Origin of the sequence: Mesorhizobium sp. M1050 (assembly GCF_040318715.1) — a bacterium.
Lineage (GTDB): Bacteria > Pseudomonadota > Alphaproteobacteria > Rhizobiales > Rhizobiaceae > Mesorhizobium.
Genome location: NZ_JAMYMV010000020.1, coordinates 51,735 through 71,133 on the forward strand (window position 1 = coordinate 51,735; position 19,399 = coordinate 71,133).

A 19,399-nucleotide genomic window follows, 5' to 3' on the forward strand; every position below is an offset into this window, starting at 1 on the left:
AGGGAACCTCGAGATTAAGGTGGGGATGCGAAGTGTCCGGAACATTAAACAAACATCCGCAATTTTTCCACCAAGCCGCAGTGCTCACAATACTAAACGATTGAAGTGTTGGTGGCAGCCATTCGAGGTTGAAAAACCAGCATTTTATGTTGCGGACAGCCCTTGTCTAGGCTCTATGTGTCCAGCCTATCAGGGGGGGTGTGAGTGTCGGAAGTTGAAAAATCGGTCTTCCAAAGCGATCTGCCTTTAAAGGAGAAGCTCGAGCGAGCCAGGATGGAATTGCTCGACCTTTCTGCTCGCAACCGACTTTTGAATGTGCCACGGTTTTCAAAGAGCGCGAAGACGATCGATATTGTCGACGAGAGGTCGTCTGAGATCTATCGATTGCTGGTGAGCGAAGGAAAGGCTTTTACCTTCCTGGCCGGCAAGCCGGATCGGCCGAAGGCAGGCCAGGTTGAAAGCAGCCCTCCAGACGAGGAAATCGACTATTCCCCCGTTGCTCTTGCTCAGCCTGAGGACGAAGGATTCGACGATAGAGGGGTATCTGCGCGACATTCTGACACCAAGCTTCAGACGAGGATGACCCCAACGGGGCTGCAGCGCCGGCTCCTTGATCTCTACCACGATGCCCGCACACTTGAGGAAGAGCAGGGCGTCAATATCCTCTTTCTGGCCCTTGGTATGCTGAAGTGGATTGACCCGAACAACAAAGAAAACATCCGTCAGGCTCCTCTCATTTTGGTGCCGGTACGGCTGGAGCGAGGGGCCGCTGGAGAAAAGTTTCGGCTGCGAGCTCGTACGGAAGATCTTACCGCAAACCTCTCCTTGGAACTCTATCTCGACCGCATTCACAAGCTCGCCCTGCCGCGTTTTGAAGTAGGAGACGACTTCGACGTCTCGACCTATCTCGATGCCGTTGCCGAAGCAGTGTCGACCAAAGAGGGTTGGCAGGTGCTCGCCGATGATATGGTGCTCGGCTTCTTCTCGTTCGCTAAGTTCTTGATGTACCGTGACCTGGATCCGGATCTCTGGCCGGATGGCGCAAAGATTATCGAACAACCGAAGATCCGCTCGCTTCTTTCAGATGGTTTCGAAACACGCGAACCGCTGATGTCGGACGACATTGCGATTGATCCGCATATCGCGCCTGCCGAAATGTTGCATATCGTCGACAGTGACAGCTCTCAGACGCTGGCGATCCATGATGCAAGAAAGGGTCGCGACCTCGTTATCCAAGGTCCTCCCGGGACAGGAAAATCGCAGACGATCGCAAACATTATCGGGTCGGCCGTTGCCGATGGAAAGACCGTGCTGTTCGTTGCGGAAAAAATGGCCGCACTTGAGGTCGTGAAGCGACGGCTTGACACTGCGGGGGTGGGGGACGCCTGCCTTGAGCTCCATAGCAACAAGGCAAACAAGCGCATGATGCTGGAGGAGTTGCGGCGCACCTGGCAACTCGGATCGCCTCGCGGACAGCTTGCTTCTTCCCTTACTGAACGCCTGCTGGAGGCTAGGGATAAACTCAATGCACATGCTACAAGGATGCATGTTCCATTTGGAACGTCCGAACTCACTCCATACCAGGTTCTTGGCCAGCTAACCCGACTAAGGCAGAACGGGCAAAAGCCAGTTGATATTGAACTTGAGGATGCCACCGCTTGGACGAATGACGGTGTCTCGCAACGTCGCAAACTTCTCGATCAGGTGTCTCAGCGGATCAACGAGATCGGCTTGCCGATCCACCACCCATGGCGGGGAGTTGGCCTGGATGTCGTTCTACCAACGACCATTGAGAGGCTCGTCCCACGCATTGCGTCGTCGCTGGATCAAGCAAAGGCTCTGCACGCCAAACTGGCCGATATTGCTGAGCGGATCGAGGCGAAGCCTCCGCAAATCCTCAGCGACAGCGGCGAGGTAGAAGATCGTGCTGAGCTTCTCGCGTCCGCACCTGGACTTCCTGCCGAGGCGCTAGTCTCGCCGGTTTGGGATGAGCGTCCAAAGGACATTGCATCGCTTCTCTGGACAGGAACAGATTTCAACCGCAAATCCGAGGAACTGTCGGAGCAGTTGGTGGCGACCGCTATCGACACGCCAATTGAAGGTCTCGAGACAGAGCTTGCTAAGCTTCCTTCAGACTTTCCGAAAGATGGTTTCGTTCGTGCGCGCCAGCTAACCGTGTTGCTCCCACGCTTAAGAGAAGAAGCTGAGCGGCTAAATCAAGAACTGGGGTCTACGGTTTTACCGGACACGCTTGCAGGACTTCTCAGGTTAGTGATGACCGGCGAGAGAGTTGCGGCAGCCCCCGATGCGAGCCCTGAGGCATTCGCAGCCACAGTTTGGGACTCCGGGCTGGAACAGGCTGGTGACCTTGCCGACAGCGTAGCAACGCTAGAGACTGCTAGAGCCGAGCTTCAGGGCAAAGTTGTTGATGCCGCGTGGAGTACCAACGTGGCCGCGGCGCGGCAAGCGCTCGCCGAGCACACGGGAATATTGAAAGCATTGAATGGCGACTACCGTCGTGCCACTGCACTTGTGCGGACTATTTTGGTGGCCCCTAGCGCGCCTGCGGCGGAGATAGTGGGTCTCCTCGACATTCTAATGAAGGGCCAAGCGGCCGCAGCAAAAGTGCGCGAAGGCGACGCCTTTGGCCGTTCCGCCTTCGGAGCCGATTGGCGCGGTGAGAGATCGTCTTCGGCACCACTCCAGGCCTTAGTGGAGTGGATGCGCACGCTGAGGGGACTTGGCTCGGAACCGCGAATTATAGCCGGGCGGATTGCGGAGCGCTCTGAAGCGGGCGCGCGTGCGGTCCGAGTTCGTAAGGTGATCGACATCGGTCAGCCGATTATCGAGGGGTTTTGGAACGATTTAGGCCACCTTGCGTCATCCATGCAAGGGGACGTGGCTTCCGCCGAGCGGGCCTCGCTGCAACTGATGGAAGCGAAGGCAAGCACTGTAGCTCAAGCCGATGACGCGTCACGACAGGTTCTGACTGACGTTCCAGATCTGATCAGTGAGCGGGTGGAGATACTGCGCCGACTAGGCAGACTACAAGCGCTTGATCAAGAGATCGAGGACGGGGAAAGCCTTGGCAAGTTCGCATTCGGCTCGTCGTGGCTCGGTCGAGGATCCGATTGGGCCGCTCTCGCGCAAGCCGAACTTTGGCTGAGAGAAAATGGCTCAATCCGGCATTTGGCTGCGCGGTTGCCTGAAAGAAAAGAGATCGCAAACTTGGCGCGTTCAGCGCGTGAAGCGGCCCAAGCGGCAGCGCGGGAATTGAAGGCGCTTGCAGGGGATTTGAAAGCCGATGCTCCCTCCTTGTTTGGAGTAGACGATTTTCCAGACGTCGCGATAGTCGAGGTTGTTTCTCGACTGGAGGGGTGGCTCGATCATCAGGAACAGCTCTCGAAATGGGTTGCCTATGAAGAGCGATCCGAAACAGCCCGAAAGGCTGGACTGGGACAGTTGATAGACGGCCTGACCGACGGCCAGATTACAACAGGATCGGCGCGATCAGTCTTCGATATGGCCTACTACGAACGAATGTTTCTAGCGATGGCGACCGATGAGCCGGAGCTGGCAAGGTTCGACGGGGAACTGCATTCCAGGGCTGTACGTGACTTCGCGGATCTGGACCGACAGAGGATCAAGGCCGGTGCCATTGAAGTTGTGACGGCTCATCACCGAAAAATTCCTTCAAGAGACGGCGGAGCTGGACCAGTCGGACTGCTTCGTTCTGAGATGGCGCGCAGACGGGGCCACATGCCTATCCGGCAGTTGATGCAGAAGGCAGGGCCTGCCATCCAGGCACTCAAGCCAGTGTTCATGATGAGCCCGCTTTCGGTGGCCCAATTCCTGTCGCCCGGCAGGATGTCCTTCGATCTTCTTGTGATGGACGAGGCGTCTCAGATACAGCCTGTGGACGCGCTTGGCTCGATCGCCAGGGCCAATCAGGTGGTCGTTGTTGGCGACGAACGCCAACTGCCACCCACGACATTCTTCGCGAAGGTGACAGGCTCGCAGTCTGAAGATGACGAGGGTGAGGGCGCGCAGGTCGCCGACATCGAAAGCATCCTCGGCCTGTTCACGGCCCGCGGCTTGCCGCAGCGTATGCTCCGCTGGCACTACCGTAGCCGTCACCAATCTCTGATCGCCGTATCGAACAGCCAGTTCTACGAGAACCGGCTTTTCATCGTGCCAAGCCCCTATACCCAAGAGGCAGGCATGGGGTTGCGGTTTCATCATGTGCCAGAGGGGGTCTTCGATTCCGGTGGCACAGGAACCAATCCGGTAGAGGCGAGAGCAGTAGCCGAAGCGATCATCCGTCATGCGAAGGTGAACCCGCGAGAGACTCTAGGCGTTGCAACATTTTCGGTTAGCCAACGCCGCGCGATCCAGGATGAACTCGAATGGCTGCGGCGACTAAATCCCGATACGGAGGAGTTCTTTCACGCGCACCCCAGCGAGCCATTCTTCGTCAAGAACCTTGAAAATGTTCAAGGCGATGAGCGCGACGTGATCATGATCTCAGTGGGGTATGCCAAGAATGCGCAGGGGTACATGGCCATGCGTTTCGGCCCTCTTGGTGCGGAAGGCGGCGAGCGTCGGCTCAACGTCCTCATAAGCCGCGCCAAGCGCAGCTGCGAAGTATTCGCGTCCATCACAGACGAGGACATCGACCTGGAGCGTGGCAAAGGGAAAGGCATCTTCGCCTTCAAGCTCTTCTTGCACTACGCGAGAACAGGGCGAATTTCGCTTGCCCAAGCCACGGTTCGCGAAATGGATTCAATCTTTGAAGAGCAGGTAGCCAACGCGCTGATCGGAAAGGGTTACCAGGTTCACGCTCAGGTTGGCATAGCAGGCTTCTTCATCGATCTCGCGGTTGCTGATCCGGAGAGGCCAGGCCGCTATATTCTTGGCATCGAATGTGATGGCGCAGAATATCATTCATCGCGCTCGGCCCGAGATCGAGACCGGCTACGGCAGTCTGTTCTGGAAGACCATGGTTGGATAATCCATCGCATCTGGAGCGCTGACTGGTTTCAAAGGCCACGCGAGCAGCTGGAGCGAACCATATTAGCGATTGAGGCTGCGAGAAAAGAGCTCGATGAGCGGGCCGAATTGGGGGTCCAGAGAAATCGTGCTGTAGCCGTGCAGGTTGTTACGGTCGACAGAGGCAACGTGACGGAAATCGGTCTCGAAAGCACAAAGGGATCCGAGATACCCAATCGAGCCTACGAAGAGGCCGAACTAAACCGACCGGGATCGTTCGAACTCCACGAGACGCCCAGCGGAATCATGGCCGGACTGGTCGAGCAGGTGGTGGCTATAGAAACACCAATCCATGTCGACGAAATAGTTTCGCGTATTCGGGGCGCGTGGGGTCTGCAGCGGGCCGGTGGCAGGATTCAGGATGCAATCGAGCGAGGTGTAGGCATAGCACAGAGAGGTGGTGCAGTAGCCCGTCGAGGCAACTTCTGCTTCAAGCCGGGTGCTCCTGTTCGTCTTAGAGATCGCAGTGCGGTCGTGTCCCCTGGATTGCGTAAGCCCGAAATGATTGCGCAGGACGAAGTCGCCCAAGGCGCCATGGAAGTCGTGAAATCCAACCTCGGTGCGACGGAGGAAGAAATCGCAATAACCGTTGCGAGAATGCTGGGCTTCAAAGCCACAAGTGCACAATTGCGGCAGTTGATTTCAGCTGGGGTCGCCGATTTGATTGCCAAGGGCTTGCTGCGGCCCCAAGACGGTTTGTTGGTGGCCGGCGAGTCCGCGAGCGAGGCTTTAGCTGAAGTGTGACGGGGCATTGTAGAGCCCTCGTTGCAATCTCTGTCGAAGCTCGGAACACCTCTTTTGCTGGCGGAGGCCGAATGGCATTTCGATTCGTACACACGGCCGATATTCATCTCGACTCGCCGCTGCGTTCGCTCGCGATGCGTAATCCCGATCTTGCCGGGCTCGTGGGCGACGCCAGCCGCCAGGCATTCGTTTCGATAGTGGATCTCTGCCTAGAGGAACGCGTGGATGCGTTGGTAATAGCCGGCGACCTATACGATGGTGATCAAACCTCGATGAAGACGGCGCGGTTCCTGGCAGCGCAGATGACACGCCTGCACCAGGCCGGCATCAGGGTTTTCAAGATCCGCGGCAATCATGACGCCCTGTCGCGGATTTCCAAACAGCTGGTGTTTCCTGACACCGTGACCATTTTTGGCGGTCGTGCTCAGTCGGTATTGCAGACAGCCGGCGGTGTGGACGTCGTTTTCCATGGTTTGAGCTTTGCGAACCCTAAGGCGCCGGACAGCCTGCTGCCCAAATATCCGGCTGCTCGCGAAGGAGCCGTCAATATTGGCATCATGCATACCAGTCTGGCCGGATCGCCCGGTCACGACGTTTACGCGCCCTGCAGCATCGCTGACCTGCACGCCCACGGTTTCGACTATTGGGGGCTTGGCCACATTCATCTTCGCCAAGTCCATTCCGGCGCAAGCACGGTGGTGATGCCGGGAATACCGCAGGGGAGAGACATTAACGAGGCGGGTGAGAAATCAGTCACCCTGGTGACGGTGCGCGACGACCGTTCGGTGGAGATCGAGGAACGACTGACCAGCGTTGCGCAGTTCGAGCGGGTCAGCGTCGACCTTACCGGAGCAGTTGAGTGGCCGGAAGCCGTCGCGCGTGTTCGCTACGCACTCGAAGAGATGCGGGCCGCCGTCCGCTCGCGTCATGCTGTGGCCCGCGTTGGCCTAACAGGAACATCACCATTGTTATGGGCGCTGATCCGCGACAGAGATCTCCTTCTTGCCGAAGCCGAACAGGCTGCGGAACAGCTAGGCCATACGTGGGTGGAGAAGCTCGAGCTTGACCTCGCGCCACCTCGGGCGGAGACGGCCGACGATATTGCTGATCCGATTTTCGAACTCGAGCAATCCATGCGCGCCGATGCCACCTCGGACGCCTTCCGCGCTGAGGCGAGGGCGTTCGTCCAAAAGATGGTCGCCGACCTTCCGGCCGACGGACGGGATTTTGCTGGGAAGGACGAAGCCGGGCTGGAGCAGTTCCTCGATCAGGTGCTTTCCAAGGGTGCGGACTTGGTCACTGCCCGCCTTAAGTCCGGTGGATCGTCATGAGGTTGCGGCGACTTGACCTCATTCGCTATGGAAAGTTCACCAATAGTACGATCGACTTCGGACCCAAACCGGAATCCGGACCTGACCTGCATATCGTGTTCGGCCTGAATGAGGCCGGCAAATCGACCGCGCTTTCCGCCTACTTAGACTTGCTGTTCGGCATCGAGGAACGGAGCCGCTACAACTTCCTGCACGAGTACAGCGCCATGCGCATCGGCGGCGTGCTGGAACTGGCCGGCTCCGAGCACACGTTCACGCGTACGAAACAGCGTACTAATTCGTTATTGAACGCGACGGGCCAACCGGTGAGCGACGTGGCGATCACGGCGCATCTCGCCGGACTGTCGCGTGACGCTTACACGACCATGTTCTCACTCGATGACGAGACCCTGGAAGCGGGCGGGAAGTCGATCCTTGAGTCGCGGGGCGATCTCGGCAAGCTTCTCTTCACGGCCAGCGCCGGTCTTGGGAACGCAAGTGATACATTGAACGCCCTCGAGGCCGAAGCAGACGCGCTGTATCGGAAGCAGGCGCATGGAACCGAGCTCGCGCTGCTGAAGAAGCGCCTTGTTGATGTGAAGTCGCGCAGGGATGCGATCGACACGCTTGCATCAACCTACGAAGGGCTGGAGGCCGAACGTCTCGATGCGGCGCAGCAATACGACGCGACCATTAGTGACCGAGCGGTGCTGGTGGCCCGGCTGGATACCATTGCTCGTTACGTGCGTGCTGGGCCGATGCTGGCCGATATCCGGCGCAAGATTGCTCGGCTGGAACAACTGCCGAACATCGCCTCCCCAGCCCGCACTTGGACGGGCAGTGTCACCGAACTGATCGATGACGATGCCAGCCTCAGAACCCGGCTGTCCGCAAATATCGACGAGATGGAGCGGCTGGCGGAAAAAGTCACTGCCGTCGACGAGGATGAACGGATCCTATCGATTTCCGAACGCATTCGCGGTCTCGCGGAGAGCAAGGTTCGCCATACCGCGGCTGGCTTTGACTTGCCCACGCGCAGGATGGGGCTGCAAATCCTCAACAACAGCGTGGCAAGCTGCCTTGCCGCCTTGGGCCGATCTTCGGAGTCGGATCCTGCCGCGCTGCTTCTGCCTGCCGTTACCGTTGGCGTCGTTCGGGCCATGGTCGAGCAGAGGTCCGGGATTGCTACCGGAGTGCGTGCCGCTCGTGACGAAGCCGCGGCGGCACTCGATGCGCTGCAGGTGGCAAGGCAGCGGGTCGGCGAGGAAAGGGCGGTGCCCGGACCTGCCAGGGCAAGGCTGGGCTCGACTTTGTCGAAAGCGCGAGCAAGCGGACACCAGGTAGAAATCAGGACGGCTCGCGAGGCGGAAGATGCGGGAACAATCCGATGGAAGGCGGCGCACGCGCGCTTGCGTCCATGGAACGGAGATGACCTTGCTCTCGCCAACGTCGCGGTTCCGAGCGCCGGACAGATTGCCGCCTGGAAGACGGTAGCATCAGAACTGGCCAGGAACACCGCCGTACTTGCCGAACGCCTTGCCGTATACGAGGGCAACCATGCCATGCTCGCCGCACGATTGGATGCCCTTCGTGCCTCGGGCGACATTGTCGACGATAAAGCGGCTACCGCCATCCGCCGAGTTCGCGATGATGCCTGGGCAACGCACCGCGCAGCGCTGACCGGTGAGACCGCTGACGATTTCGCCGTTGCATTGGCGCGCGATGACATTGCCAGCGCAGGCCGGCTGGCCGGCGCGGCGGATCTGGCTGAGATCCGGGTAACGACGCGCGAGCTGGCCGAGGCCGCAGCAAACCTGTCACGCAACGGCACCCAACGCACACAGCTCGGCAAGGATATCGATATCCAATGTTTGGAAATCCGCGCGGCCGCCAGCGACCTGCTCGGAGACGCCGTGGAACTTTCGTCTGAGCGCCTGATCGAAAGGATCGAGGATCAGATAGAGGCGCGCAGCGATGCGCTCGCTGCCTGGGAGCAGATCGAACTTGCTCGCTTGAAGGCGGAGCGAGCCACTGACGCCGGCGAGCAGATACGCTTAGAGATGAGAGCCGCGCTGGAAAGCGTTGGCATTGTATCAGAGCCCGGCGACACTCTCGAAGCAATCATGGCCATCGCGGAGCTGTTTCTGGACCGGCAGCGCAAGGTGGACGCAGAGTATGCCGAGGCGCTCAGAATGGTGAGCTCCAAAGAAGAGGATCTAGCGGCCCGACGGGTTGCCGTAGGCGTGGCGGAGCGTCGCGACGAGGAATGGCTGGCCGGCATTGTCGAAGCACTCAAGGGAACTTGGCTCGAAAGCGGGCTCTCAGCATCCGGGGTCGGCACTGTGCTCGATCAATTGGCCGAACTGTCAAGAAGCCTGCAGGAACGGGACGATCTGCAGCTGCGTATCGACAAGATGGCGGCCGACAGGGCTAATTTTCTGGTCGAGGTCATCGCCGTATCGGTTGAAGCCGACGAGCCGACGGATGATGGCGAGCCGGAGCAGTTGGCTATCCGCCTTGCCGAGCGCCTGGAGCGTGCCGAGCGGACACGTGAAACGAAGGCAAGCCTCGGCCACGACCTGAAGCGCCTGAAGGAGGCGCGCGAAATCCTCGACACCGAGATTTCGGCGCACGAACGCCGCAAGGACGAAGTGCTGGGCGTTTTTGGCGTCGCCACTTTGTCCGAGGTAGTCGAACGCGATGAGCTGCTGCGCGAGCGGGATGGATTGCGCGCTGCCGTCGCTGAACTTGAGGAACGGGTAGTGGCGGAACTTGCAGTCGACGGATTCGAGGAGGCACGCTCGATCCTGGACGCGATCGATTTCGACAGCCTCACGGTCGAGAAGGCTGAGGGCGAGCAAAGGCTTCGCCAGTTTGATGAAATCATCCAGCAACAGCTGATCCGACAGACCCGCGCGGCAGACAAGTTGGACGCCATCGGCGGTGACAGCGCGGTTGCCCGCCTGGATGCCGAACGGCGCACAACCCTGTTGGAAATCGAGGAGAAGGCCGTTCGCTACATTGAGCTGAAGCTTGGTATCATGTCGGCTGGAAATGCTTTGCGGATCTACCGTGAGAACCACCGTTCGGGGATGATGGCGCGTGCATCAGACGCATTCAAGCTAATGACCCGTGGGCAGTATTCAGGCCTTACAACCCAGCCCGTCAAAGGCGGGGAGGTTCTCATCGCGGTGCAGCGCGACGGGCAATCCAAGCTCGCTGAAGCGCTTTCGAAGGGCGCGCGCTTTCAGCTCTACCTAGCACTGAGGCTCGCCGGTTATTACGAGTTCGCCCAATTCCGGCCCTCGGTTCCCTTCATCGCCGACGACATCATGGAAACCTTTGACCATATTCGCTCGGAGGAGGTTTTCAGATTGTTTGGGGAGATGGCGAACACAGGTCAGGTCATTTATCTCACGCACCACAAGCACCTGTGTGAAATCGCCAAGGCTGTTGTGCCAGCATCTACCATCCACCAGCTGGAATAGGCTCGATTAGAATTCGCCTCAAATGATGCGGTTCAACTAACCAACTCGTCTGACATAGGAACTTTCGATCGAATTCCGTCATGACGTCCCTTCGATAGAGGTTGAGAAATGCCTATCTTGTTCTGCAATGTTGCGTGGATGAACGACTACGCCGGGCGGAGCGCGGATGACCCGCCTCTCGGTGGCGGGGCATTTCGAGTAAGCAGGGTTATTGCGCCGAAGAATGCAACTTTGTTGCAGCCAATGACGGGTACGTTTACAGCGCTTCGAGACGATTAAGGGCGAATTGGATCGGCAGGTGCGCCCAGAATATGGGTTCAGTTCAAGGGGCGTAACCCGCCCAGCACTACAAGGATAAGATCAGGTCGTTCAGGGCTAGGACGCTCGCCGAAAATGCATTCGTGCTGCCCCGGAGGGATAGGCACCGTGTCAAAGGGTGGAGTGGCCAGGCAAGCTGGTGGTATGCGAACGATACGACAGATCGATCCGCCAGAGCATTCGTCAAGAGAGTAAAGGCATTATCGAAGGCGAGCCAGTCGCTCCCGTCGGGGCATCGCCCGTTCATGATCGAAGTCGTGGCCGACCGGCTGGAGCGGCAGCGTCCGACGTCTACAAACGGTATGTGCGGAAGTACGAGATCAATGTCCATCCTCAGCATGACAGTCTGCACAAACAGTTCGTAGCGTTTCTCGGCGAGCGATATCCGCGGATTGATCTTCCCGCTTGTTTTCGCGACGACCTTCGGTTGCGGTTGACGCAATCCGGAAGTGATGGTCGAGATCAAGCCTGCTGATGCGGCTACGATGCGCTTGGCGATTCGCGCCGTGATCGGCCAGTTGCTCGACTACCGCCAGCATCAGCGGTGGACTGGCCGACAGGTAATTCTCGTCGGTGCGAAGGCGACGAGCAAGAACGATCTAAAAGTCTGCCGTTTGACAACGGCTTTGGCCTGGCCTGGCCCATTGGAACCGGCGGAAACGAGATCCGCTGGCCCGACGGCGCTGGTTGATTGGCAAGCAAGCGCCGAACGTCCGGAGGCTAAAGCTCAGGGTCGCGATGGATCGGCATTGCTGCTTTCGGTGCCGACCCAATCTCTCATGTGGGGATATCGCAGTCCTCCAAACGATGCTCAAGTCGGTAGTAATGGTCCCTCATGCTTCGCAATCGTGCAATCAGTCCTTACTCGCCGGCGCGCTGAGCTGTGACGAAGTCGTTTTCCTCCGCGCGAGCCTCTAAGGTCCCTGTACGTTGCCTATAACGGTGCGGCAGATGCCGGTGTCCGTCGCCATGCTCGGAGGTGAAGCCGGCGAAGCGCTTCCGCGGGTCCATGCAAGCGGAGGATCGCGCCGCGCCGTGCATCGATTGGACCTCTCGTCCCGCTGCGCTGCTGAGATCTCTCCTGTCAGGCGGTCTAGCCGCCTTGATGCACGGCGATCGGCTTTCGGCGGCCTGCATCGGCGACTCGCCCTCGGGGTGCATTTTGACAAGGCTCGTCAGGCGCCGGGATTGCTCCGTCGTGATGGCAGGCGGGGGTTTGCAGGTTGCGGTCGACGGGTTCGTTTCGGGGCGTCTGCGCCCCATCGTTACGTCGCGAGTTGGGGGATGCGATCGAGGACGATGCGCAGGATGCGCTGGTCGGGGCACGATGTCGGCAGGTGCAGGCGGATTTGCGATTTCATCTCGACCACCCGCGCAGCGATTTTGATGAGGCGCAATCGCAGCGTGTCGAATTGGGCGACTGCAAAGCTCGAGCGTTTCGGCATCGCGGCGCGCAGGCCCCACAGAAGCCAGTAGGCGCCGGCATGCAGAAACAGCCGGAACTAGCCTTAGCCTAGTTGGCCGTCGCTCTGGGCAGGAGGTGCGGCCGGCGGCGAGATGGGTCTTCCACGACTTGATGGGGTTCTCGGCCGCGCCGCGCCCACAGTAGACATCCTCGTAGAGCGCCTTGGCCTTGCCACCTGCAAGGTTGGTGACGATGAAGCGGATATCGGCGCCCTGGGCGCCGACCTCGACCCGCGCTATGATGCGCTCGACGCGGCTCCAGCTGGCGGCGCCGTCAACGAACTCCTTGAACCCGCGGACCTTGCCCGTCTTCGCCGACGCTTCGAAGCGCGCTGTCGTGCTCGTCACCAGATCCGCGACATGCTTGCGCAAGATCGTGTGGGCGCCATGCCGAGGATAAACTCGACATCGCGGCACCAGTCGATGACCTGCGGACTGCTAATGGCTATCGGCCCGGATCAGGATCCGGGTGTTCGGCCAGTTGCTCCGGATCGCCCGCACCAGGCGGCGCAGGTGGGGGCGGATCTCAGCCCCGCTCGGCCGGTCCCAGGATCGCGCTGACGAACCGTCCCGCACCATCGAACACTAAGATCGGCTGGAAGCCGTACTCGTCATGGTGGGCATTGAACAGGCGAAGCTGTTGGCCTCCGTGCACAGCGTCGAAGATGTCGTCAATGTCGAGTGCGATCCGCTTCGGCACCTGCCGGAACGAGGCGCAATAGAGATTGACCATCGCCCGCCCATCGCGACCAGCTCCCGCACGCCGGGCAGGTTCTCCAGCCGGCACATCGTCGATTGCGACGCCAGATCCCGACCGGACGTCAGCGCATCCTGGGCCATCTTGAAGACCGGATCGCAGCGCAGCCGATTGGCGTCGTTGCCGTCCTCGTAGCCGGCGGCGATCATCTTCATGCGAAAGCCGATCATGTCCGCCAGGCTGTGGACGACCTGGTCCGGGCAGCGCGGATCGTCGATGCAACGCGCCAGACGCTCGGCCACCCGCAACCGCTTTTCCACCTCGGCCAAGGCCAGAACGCCGCTGTTGGACGACAGCATGCCGCCGTCGAAACGGGCGACGACGGACTTGCCGCCGACTGATGACAAACCGCTCAGCGGCAGCGCAAGATCGTTCATGGTGGGTGTGGTCTCCGGGAAATGGTTCGGATCGGCTTAAGCAACCAAATCCTACGTCATTTCAACGGCTTGCGCCACATCCACCAACCCCCATGAATTTGGTTAGGTTGATGCGGCGTGCCGCCGCCGTGAGGCCGCGCTCGCTCAGCAGCGCGTCGAGAACGACGAGAAGATTCAGATCGAGCCCTTTAAAACGCATGTCTTAGCTATCCATAGCGTGGATGAATTTGATTGAAACAAACGATTTTACCAATTTTCCGGAATGTCGCATGGACTTGGCAGGACCTCACGTGCGCCGATCACTGCCTCTATCGCGTGGCGAGTCCCTTGAGAAGAGCCCGAAAGAGGAAATCTGTCGCGTGCGGTGGAGATTGTACTGGGAATGAGAGGCAGCGCTCCGATCATGTCGAACTCTCCGACGAATGGCGGACCGGTACAATTGTTGATCGCAACTGGTCCGGAGCTATGAAACATCTCGATTACATATGAGGTGCCGAGTGAATACGCTGACAGCACCCACCGTCGCAGCGTTTAGCTGACGTTTGACGACGGTTCCTATCCATTTACACGCAGATTCTCGATGTGCTGGCGCAAAAGCGGGAGGCCGGCGACTTTTCTTCGTCATCGGGCTGACGCCGCAGAAGCCGGAGCTCGTCCGGTTCCATGGGCATTGGGCTTGGTCGGTCGCACAGGCTCTATGAGGGGCAATTTTGGCAATGCGACGCGACTCGGGTTTTGAACGACGCCGAAAACGCAAGCTGGAAAGGAACAAGATGGCAGATCAACTCGCCAACGAAATAATCGCCATGATCAAGAAGCGCGCCGCGTCGGAGGGCGGCATAGCGCCTGCCACAGGCGGCGAGATAACGGCTGCCACGGGACTGACTTCGCTCGGTATCGATTCACTGGGATTGGCGGACGTTCTCTGGGACCTGGAGCAGGCCTACGGCATCGAGATCGAGATGAATACGGCCGAGGCATGGTCGGATCTCCAGAATGTTGGGGACATGGTGGAAGCCGTGCGCAGCTTGCTCGCTAAGGGGGTGTGAATGGACAGGCGGGTCGTGATTACTGGGATTGGCGGGATTTGCGGGCTTGGGACCAACGCCGCCGCCATTTGGACAGAGATGCGAGAAGGCCGCTCCGCCATCGGCCCAATCGTCAACTCCGAGCTCCATGAATTGAGGGTCAGGATCGGTGCCGAGATCAAGGCGCTGCCGGAGCATGACATCGACGGCAAGCAACTCATCTCCATGGACCGCTTCAGCCTGCTGGCTGTGCTTGCGGCGCGCGAAGCCATGCGTCAGGCCGGACTTTCCTCCAAAGAGGGAAATAGCTATCGCTTCGGTGCGACGGTGGGCGTTGGCGGCTGCGGGTGGGATGCGATCGAGCAAACCTACCGCGCCATCCTTCTGGGCGGTAAGCGTGCCGCTCTCTTGACTGTACCCAAGGCGATGCCGGGTGCCGCTGCCGGCCAGGTCAGCATGAGTCTCGGCCTGCGCGGGCCGGTCTTCGGCGTCACGTCCGCCTGTTCCTCGGCAAACCATGCGATTGCCTGCGCGGTGGACCAGATCAGGCACGGCCGGGCCGACGTGATGCTTGCCGGCGGCAGCGAAGCGCCGCTCATATGGGGTGTGCTGAAGGCATGGGAAGCGATCCGCGTGCTTTCGCCCGATACTTGCCGGCCATTCTCGGCCGATCGCCAGGGCCTGTCGCTTGGTGAAGGCGCCGGCATGGCGGTGCTGGAAAGCTACGAGCATGCCCTGGCTCGGGGCGCCACCATCCTTGCCGAAATTGCCGGTGCCGGCCTTTCCGCCGATGCGTCCGACATCGTCGCGCCGACTGTCGAGGGGCCGGAGGCAGCAATGCGGGCCTGCCTTGCCGATGCCAGGCTGGACGCAGAGGATGTCGACTATCTCAACGCGCACGGCACCGGCACCAAGGCCAACGACCAGATCGAGACGGCGGCGATCAAGCGCGTCTTCGGTCAGCACGCCTTCTCAATGTCCATTTCTTCTACCAAGTCCATGCACGCGCATTGCCTCGGCGCGTCCGGCGCGCTCGAGTTGATCGCCTGCGTGATGGCTATCCGCGAGAGCGTCGTGCCGCCGACTGCCAATTATCGTGAGCTGGACCCCGATTGCGATCTCGACGTCACGCCCAATGTGGCACGTGAGCGCAAGGTGCGCGTGGCACTGAGCAACTCCTTCGCCTTTGGCGGCACGAACGCGGTTCTGGCGTTCAGGCAGGTGTAGAAGCCATGAGAGATGCCTCCGGCAACATTATCTCTCGCATCCAGATGCTTGCCGGATAACTATTGTGAAGGGCGGGTCATTGACCGCCTCGGCGAATGCGGGAAGTGGCACGGAAGCTCGACGATCCGGGGGTATCGTCTTTGCGAAATTCTTAACTGTTGAAGCGGCTTGGACGTACCGCCGCCCCGTAAAAGGTAAGCGAGGCCCTGCGGGCTCGGCTTGAGGGTCTGAAGCTGTACACGACAATGTCCGGAAGCCGCAGGGTCGGCTCTGCGCCCGTTATAGTCGCTGAGTGCTGCCGGCCCGGCCGCGCCGCGGGCGCCCTCAACGAACTCCTTGAACCTGCGGACCTTGCCTGTCTTGGCCGACGCTTCGAAGCGCGCCGTCGTGCTGGCCTCCAGATCCGCGACATGCTTGCGCAGGGTCGTGGTGAGCGCGAGGCCAAAGATGAAGTCGACGTCGTTGGCGCGGCACCAGTCGATGACCTGCGGGTTGCAATAATGGCTATCGCCGCGGAGCAGGATTCGAATGTTCGGCCAGTTGATCCGGATCGCCCGCACCAGGCGGCGCAGGTGGGGGCGGATCTCAGCCCCACTCGGCCGCTTGGCCGGTCGCAGGATCGCGCTGACGAACCGTCCCGCACCATCGAACACGACGATCGGCTGGAAGCCGTACTCGTCATGGTGGGCATTGAACAGGCGGAGCTGTTGGCCTCCGTGCACAGCGTCGAAGGTGTCGTCAATATCGAGTACGATCCGCTTCGGCACCTGCCGGAACGAGGCGCAATAGAGATCGACCATCGCCCGTCCCATCGCGACCAGCTCCCGCACGCCGGGTAGGTTCTCCAGCCGGCATGAATTTTTCAGGCTAGGTTCCGCGCTTCGGGCCGAGCAGGAAAACTATGAGGGCAGCGACGAACGTGGCAACAGCACTGTAGGCAATGGCGCTGGCGATTCCCGCATTCTCCACCAATAGCCCGCCGAAAATCGCGCCGGCTGCGATTGCCACTTGGAATGCTACGACCATCAGCACACCGGCGCTTTCGGCCTGCTCGGGAACGGCCCGCCGCACCATCCACATCTGTAGTCCCACCGGCACCGCGCCGAAGGCAAAGCCCCACGCGCCAACCGCAATCGCCGAGGCGAAGGCCGATGCTCCCGCCGTCAGTAGCGAAACAGCCGCTATCCCTATGAGCAGCGGTGCAAGGGCCGCGACTGCCTTGAGACTGTACTCGGCCAGAAGCCCGCCGGCCAAATTGCCGAAGAATCCGCCGATGCCAAAAGCAAGCAACACAAGCGAGATCGTCTCGACGTCAAGAGCGGGAATCTTTTCGAGGAAGGCGCGGATATAGGTGATTCCGGCGAAGTGGCCGGAAGCGACCAGCAGGATGACAAAAAGCGCAACCTTGACCATCGGAATCTTTGCCACATCCAGCAGGCTGCGAACGCTAGTCACTCCAATCGGAGGCAGTCTCGGAATGGTTATGAGCTGCACGAGCAGTGTAGCGACGCCGCCGGCTGCGGCGAGCATGAAGGCGCTTCGCCATCCCCAGATATCGCCGACATAAGCGCCGATTGGAGCTGCGCAGACGGTAGCTACGGAAACGCCGGTGAGGATGATCGACATAGCGCGCGGCAGGAGGTGGCTTGGAACGAGCCGCATCGCCAGTGCTGCCGACATCGACCAGAAGCCTCCGAGCGCTATGCCGAGCACGACGCGTGCAGTCAGGAGAACCGCCAGCGACCACGCGCCGGCCGCCAGAACGTCCGACAGGATCAGCAGCAGCGTCATGGTCCACATGACGGTCCTGCGGTCCAGGCGCTTTGTGATGATGGCCACCGTCGGCGCCGAGATCGCCCCGACGATAGCTGTCGCCGTCATCGCCTGTCCAGCCGCTCCCTCGCTGATACCGAGATCATGCGCGAGGGGCGTGAGCAGGCTGACAGGCAGAAACTCTGCCGTGACCAGCCCGAAGGTGCCCAAGGAAAGCGAAATGACGGCACCCCATGCGGGACCAGACGGTGGGACGGGCTTTTCTGGGTCGTGCAGAACAGCGTTCATGACGCCTGCTGCGGATCGGGTCATGAACGAAGTCTCCACTTTGATGCAATGCAACGTGATGTTGGCTGCCTTGACCCAAATCTAAAAACACAAGCGCATTTCCCGGCGGCGTTGCACGGAGGAGGGGATGTTCATTGCTTCGCGATACTTTGTGACGGTGCGGCGCGCAACATCAATGCCGGTTTCCTTCAGCCGGACAGCGATGTCCTCGTCGGAAAGCACGTCGCCGGGAGATTCTGCGGCAATGATAGCTTTGATCCGATGCCGGACAGCTTCGGCGGAGTGCGCATCGCCGCCTTGGCAGGACGCGATCGCGACGGTGAAAAAATACTTCAGTTCAAAAACTCCGCGCGGGGTAAGCATGTACTTGTTCGAGGTCACCCGGCTTACCGTCGACTCGTGCACGCCGATCGCGTCAGCGACGGTTCTAAGATTGAGAGGCCGCAGGTGGGCGACGCCATGTTCTAAAAAGGCATCCTGCTGACGGACGATTTCAGCCGCAACCTTAACAATCGTCTTGGCGCGCTGATCGAGGCTGCGGATTAGCCAGTTCGCGTTTTGCAAGCATTCGTCGAGAAATGCTTGATCTTTCGAATTTTGGGCAGTTTGACGCGTGACTTCGGCATAGTAGGTTTGGTTGATCAGCAGCTTCGGCAGCGTGGCGGGATCAAGTTCGATCTGCCACCCGCCTTGCGGCGATGGCGTGACCCAGACGTCGGGTATAACTGATTCAGACGCACCGGATTGGAACCTGTTCCCAGGCTTGGGATCGAGCGCCCGAATCTCATGCATCATGTCGAGAAGGTCTTCTTCATCGACGCCGCAATGCTGCTTCAGTGCCTCAAAATCGCGTCGCGCAAGCATTTCAAGATGGGCAACCAAAGCTGCCATTGCCGGGTCGAGCCGGTTTCGTTGGCGCAACTGAATCTCGAGGCATTCTCTGAGACTTCGCGCAAAAACTCCCGGTGGATCAAATTGCTGCAAGGTTCCGAGAACCCGTTCCACAACAGCCTCATGGACATTTAGGCTCTCGGCCAGCTCCAAAAGGTTTGCCCGAAGATAGCCAGTGTCTTCCAGATCGGCGGCAAGCTGGCCAGCGATCAGCCGCTCCTGTGGTGTGAACGCAGTGAGGGCGATCTGACGAGCGACATGGTCGTGCAATGTTTCGGCGAGGGTGGCAAACTCGTCGAGGGAAGGGCCGTTGCCCGGCGGGTTGTTGGTCGTGTTGCGAAGTGATTTCCATTGCCCGAGCCGTTCAGGCGACCCTGCCCCGGTCAGCCCTTCAACGGCGTTTGCACCAGGGCCGAGAGGCTGATCCGCTCCCGAAATCGAAGCATCGTCAAAAGGCCCGCCATCGTTTGACGCAGATTCCAAGAGCGGGTTCTTCTCGATTTCCCGCTCCACGAACTGATGCAGTTCGGTATGCGCCAGTTGCAGCAAGCGAATCGACTCAATGAGTTGAGGCGATGCGACGATGGATTGCTTCTGGCGCTGAAACAGGCTTGCTGAAGATTGCATGGTGAGTGCGATAATCCTGTCGAGGAGCCTCTTGGGGCCTGCAATGGCCCCAGTGAGA

Annotated in this window: 8 protein-coding genes and 3 pseudogenes; 6 read left to right on the top strand and 5 right to left on the bottom strand. The window is 59.8% G+C overall.

Features of this window, described 5'->3' with window-relative positions:
• Nucleotides 1-204: 204 nt before the first annotated feature.
• From NKH57_RS13920 to NKH57_RS13935, 4 genes are all read left to right on the top strand, one after another.
• Nucleotides 205-5,793 (top strand): DUF3320 domain-containing protein, encoded by a 5,589-nt coding sequence (locus NKH57_RS13920; RefSeq protein WP_352944846.1) that lies wholly within the window; start codon nucleotides 205-207, stop codon nucleotides 5,791-5,793.
• Between the two features lie 71 nt (nucleotides 5,794-5,864).
• Nucleotides 5,865-7,124, top strand: coding sequence for a metallophosphoesterase family protein (locus tag NKH57_RS13925; protein WP_352944848.1), 1,260 nt, complete (start codon nucleotides 5,865-5,867; stop codon nucleotides 7,122-7,124).
• Complete coding sequence (locus NKH57_RS13930) at nucleotides 7,121-10,591, top strand: ATP-binding protein (protein WP_352944850.1); 3,471 nt, start codon at nucleotides 7,121-7,123, stop codon at nucleotides 10,589-10,591. Before NKH57_RS13925 ends, NKH57_RS13930 begins: the two co-directional genes overlap by 4 nt.
• Nucleotides 10,592-11,361: 770 nt before the next feature.
• A complete protein-coding gene (locus tag NKH57_RS13935; RefSeq protein ID WP_352944852.1) occupies nucleotides 11,362-11,796 on the top strand; it encodes a hypothetical protein in 435 nt (144 codons plus the stop codon).
• A gap of 378 nt (nucleotides 11,797-12,174) precedes the next feature.
• Here NKH57_RS13935 and NKH57_RS13940 read toward each other — a convergent pair.
• Together NKH57_RS13940 and NKH57_RS13945 are read right to left on the bottom strand one after the other, a co-directional pair.
• Nucleotides 12,175-13,507: pseudogene (locus NKH57_RS13940) on the bottom strand (IS1380 family transposase).
• A 97-nt stretch (nucleotides 13,508-13,604) separates the two neighbouring features.
• Nucleotides 13,605-13,706: pseudogene (locus NKH57_RS13945) on the bottom strand (LysR family transcriptional regulator); the annotation flags it as partial.
• Between the two features lie 574 nt (nucleotides 13,707-14,280).
• Here NKH57_RS13945 and NKH57_RS13950 point away from each other — a divergent pair.
• Together NKH57_RS13950 and NKH57_RS13955 are read left to right on the top strand one after the other, a co-directional pair.
• Nucleotides 14,281-14,556, top strand: coding sequence for an acyl carrier protein (locus tag NKH57_RS13950; RefSeq protein ID WP_023679611.1), 276 nt, complete (start codon nucleotides 14,281-14,283; stop codon nucleotides 14,554-14,556).
• The gene (locus tag NKH57_RS13955) at nucleotides 14,557-15,762 is read left to right on the top strand and encodes a beta-ketoacyl-[acyl-carrier-protein] synthase family protein (protein ID WP_352665067.1); all 1,206 of its coding nucleotides are present in this window, start codon (nucleotides 14,557-14,559) and stop codon (nucleotides 15,760-15,762) included.
• A gap of 317 nt (nucleotides 15,763-16,079) precedes the next feature.
• Here the strand turns inward: NKH57_RS13955 and NKH57_RS13960 are convergent.
• The 3 genes and pseudogenes from NKH57_RS13960 to rpoN all read right to left on the bottom strand — a co-directional run.
• Nucleotides 16,080-16,634, bottom strand: a pseudogene (locus tag NKH57_RS13960) (transposase); the annotation flags it as partial.
• A complete protein-coding gene (locus tag NKH57_RS13965; protein ID WP_352944854.1) occupies nucleotides 16,630-17,847 on the bottom strand; it encodes an MFS transporter in 1,218 nt (405 codons plus the stop codon). The gene NKH57_RS13965 and the pseudogene NKH57_RS13960, both read right to left, overlap by 5 nt.
• A gap of 57 nt (nucleotides 17,848-17,904) precedes the next feature.
• The gene (rpoN, locus tag NKH57_RS13970) at nucleotides 17,905-19,341 is read right to left on the bottom strand and encodes an RNA polymerase factor sigma-54 (protein ID WP_352944856.1); all 1,437 of its coding nucleotides are present in this window, start codon (nucleotides 19,339-19,341) and stop codon (nucleotides 17,905-17,907) included.
• Between the last annotated feature and the right edge of the window lie 58 nt (nucleotides 19,342-19,399).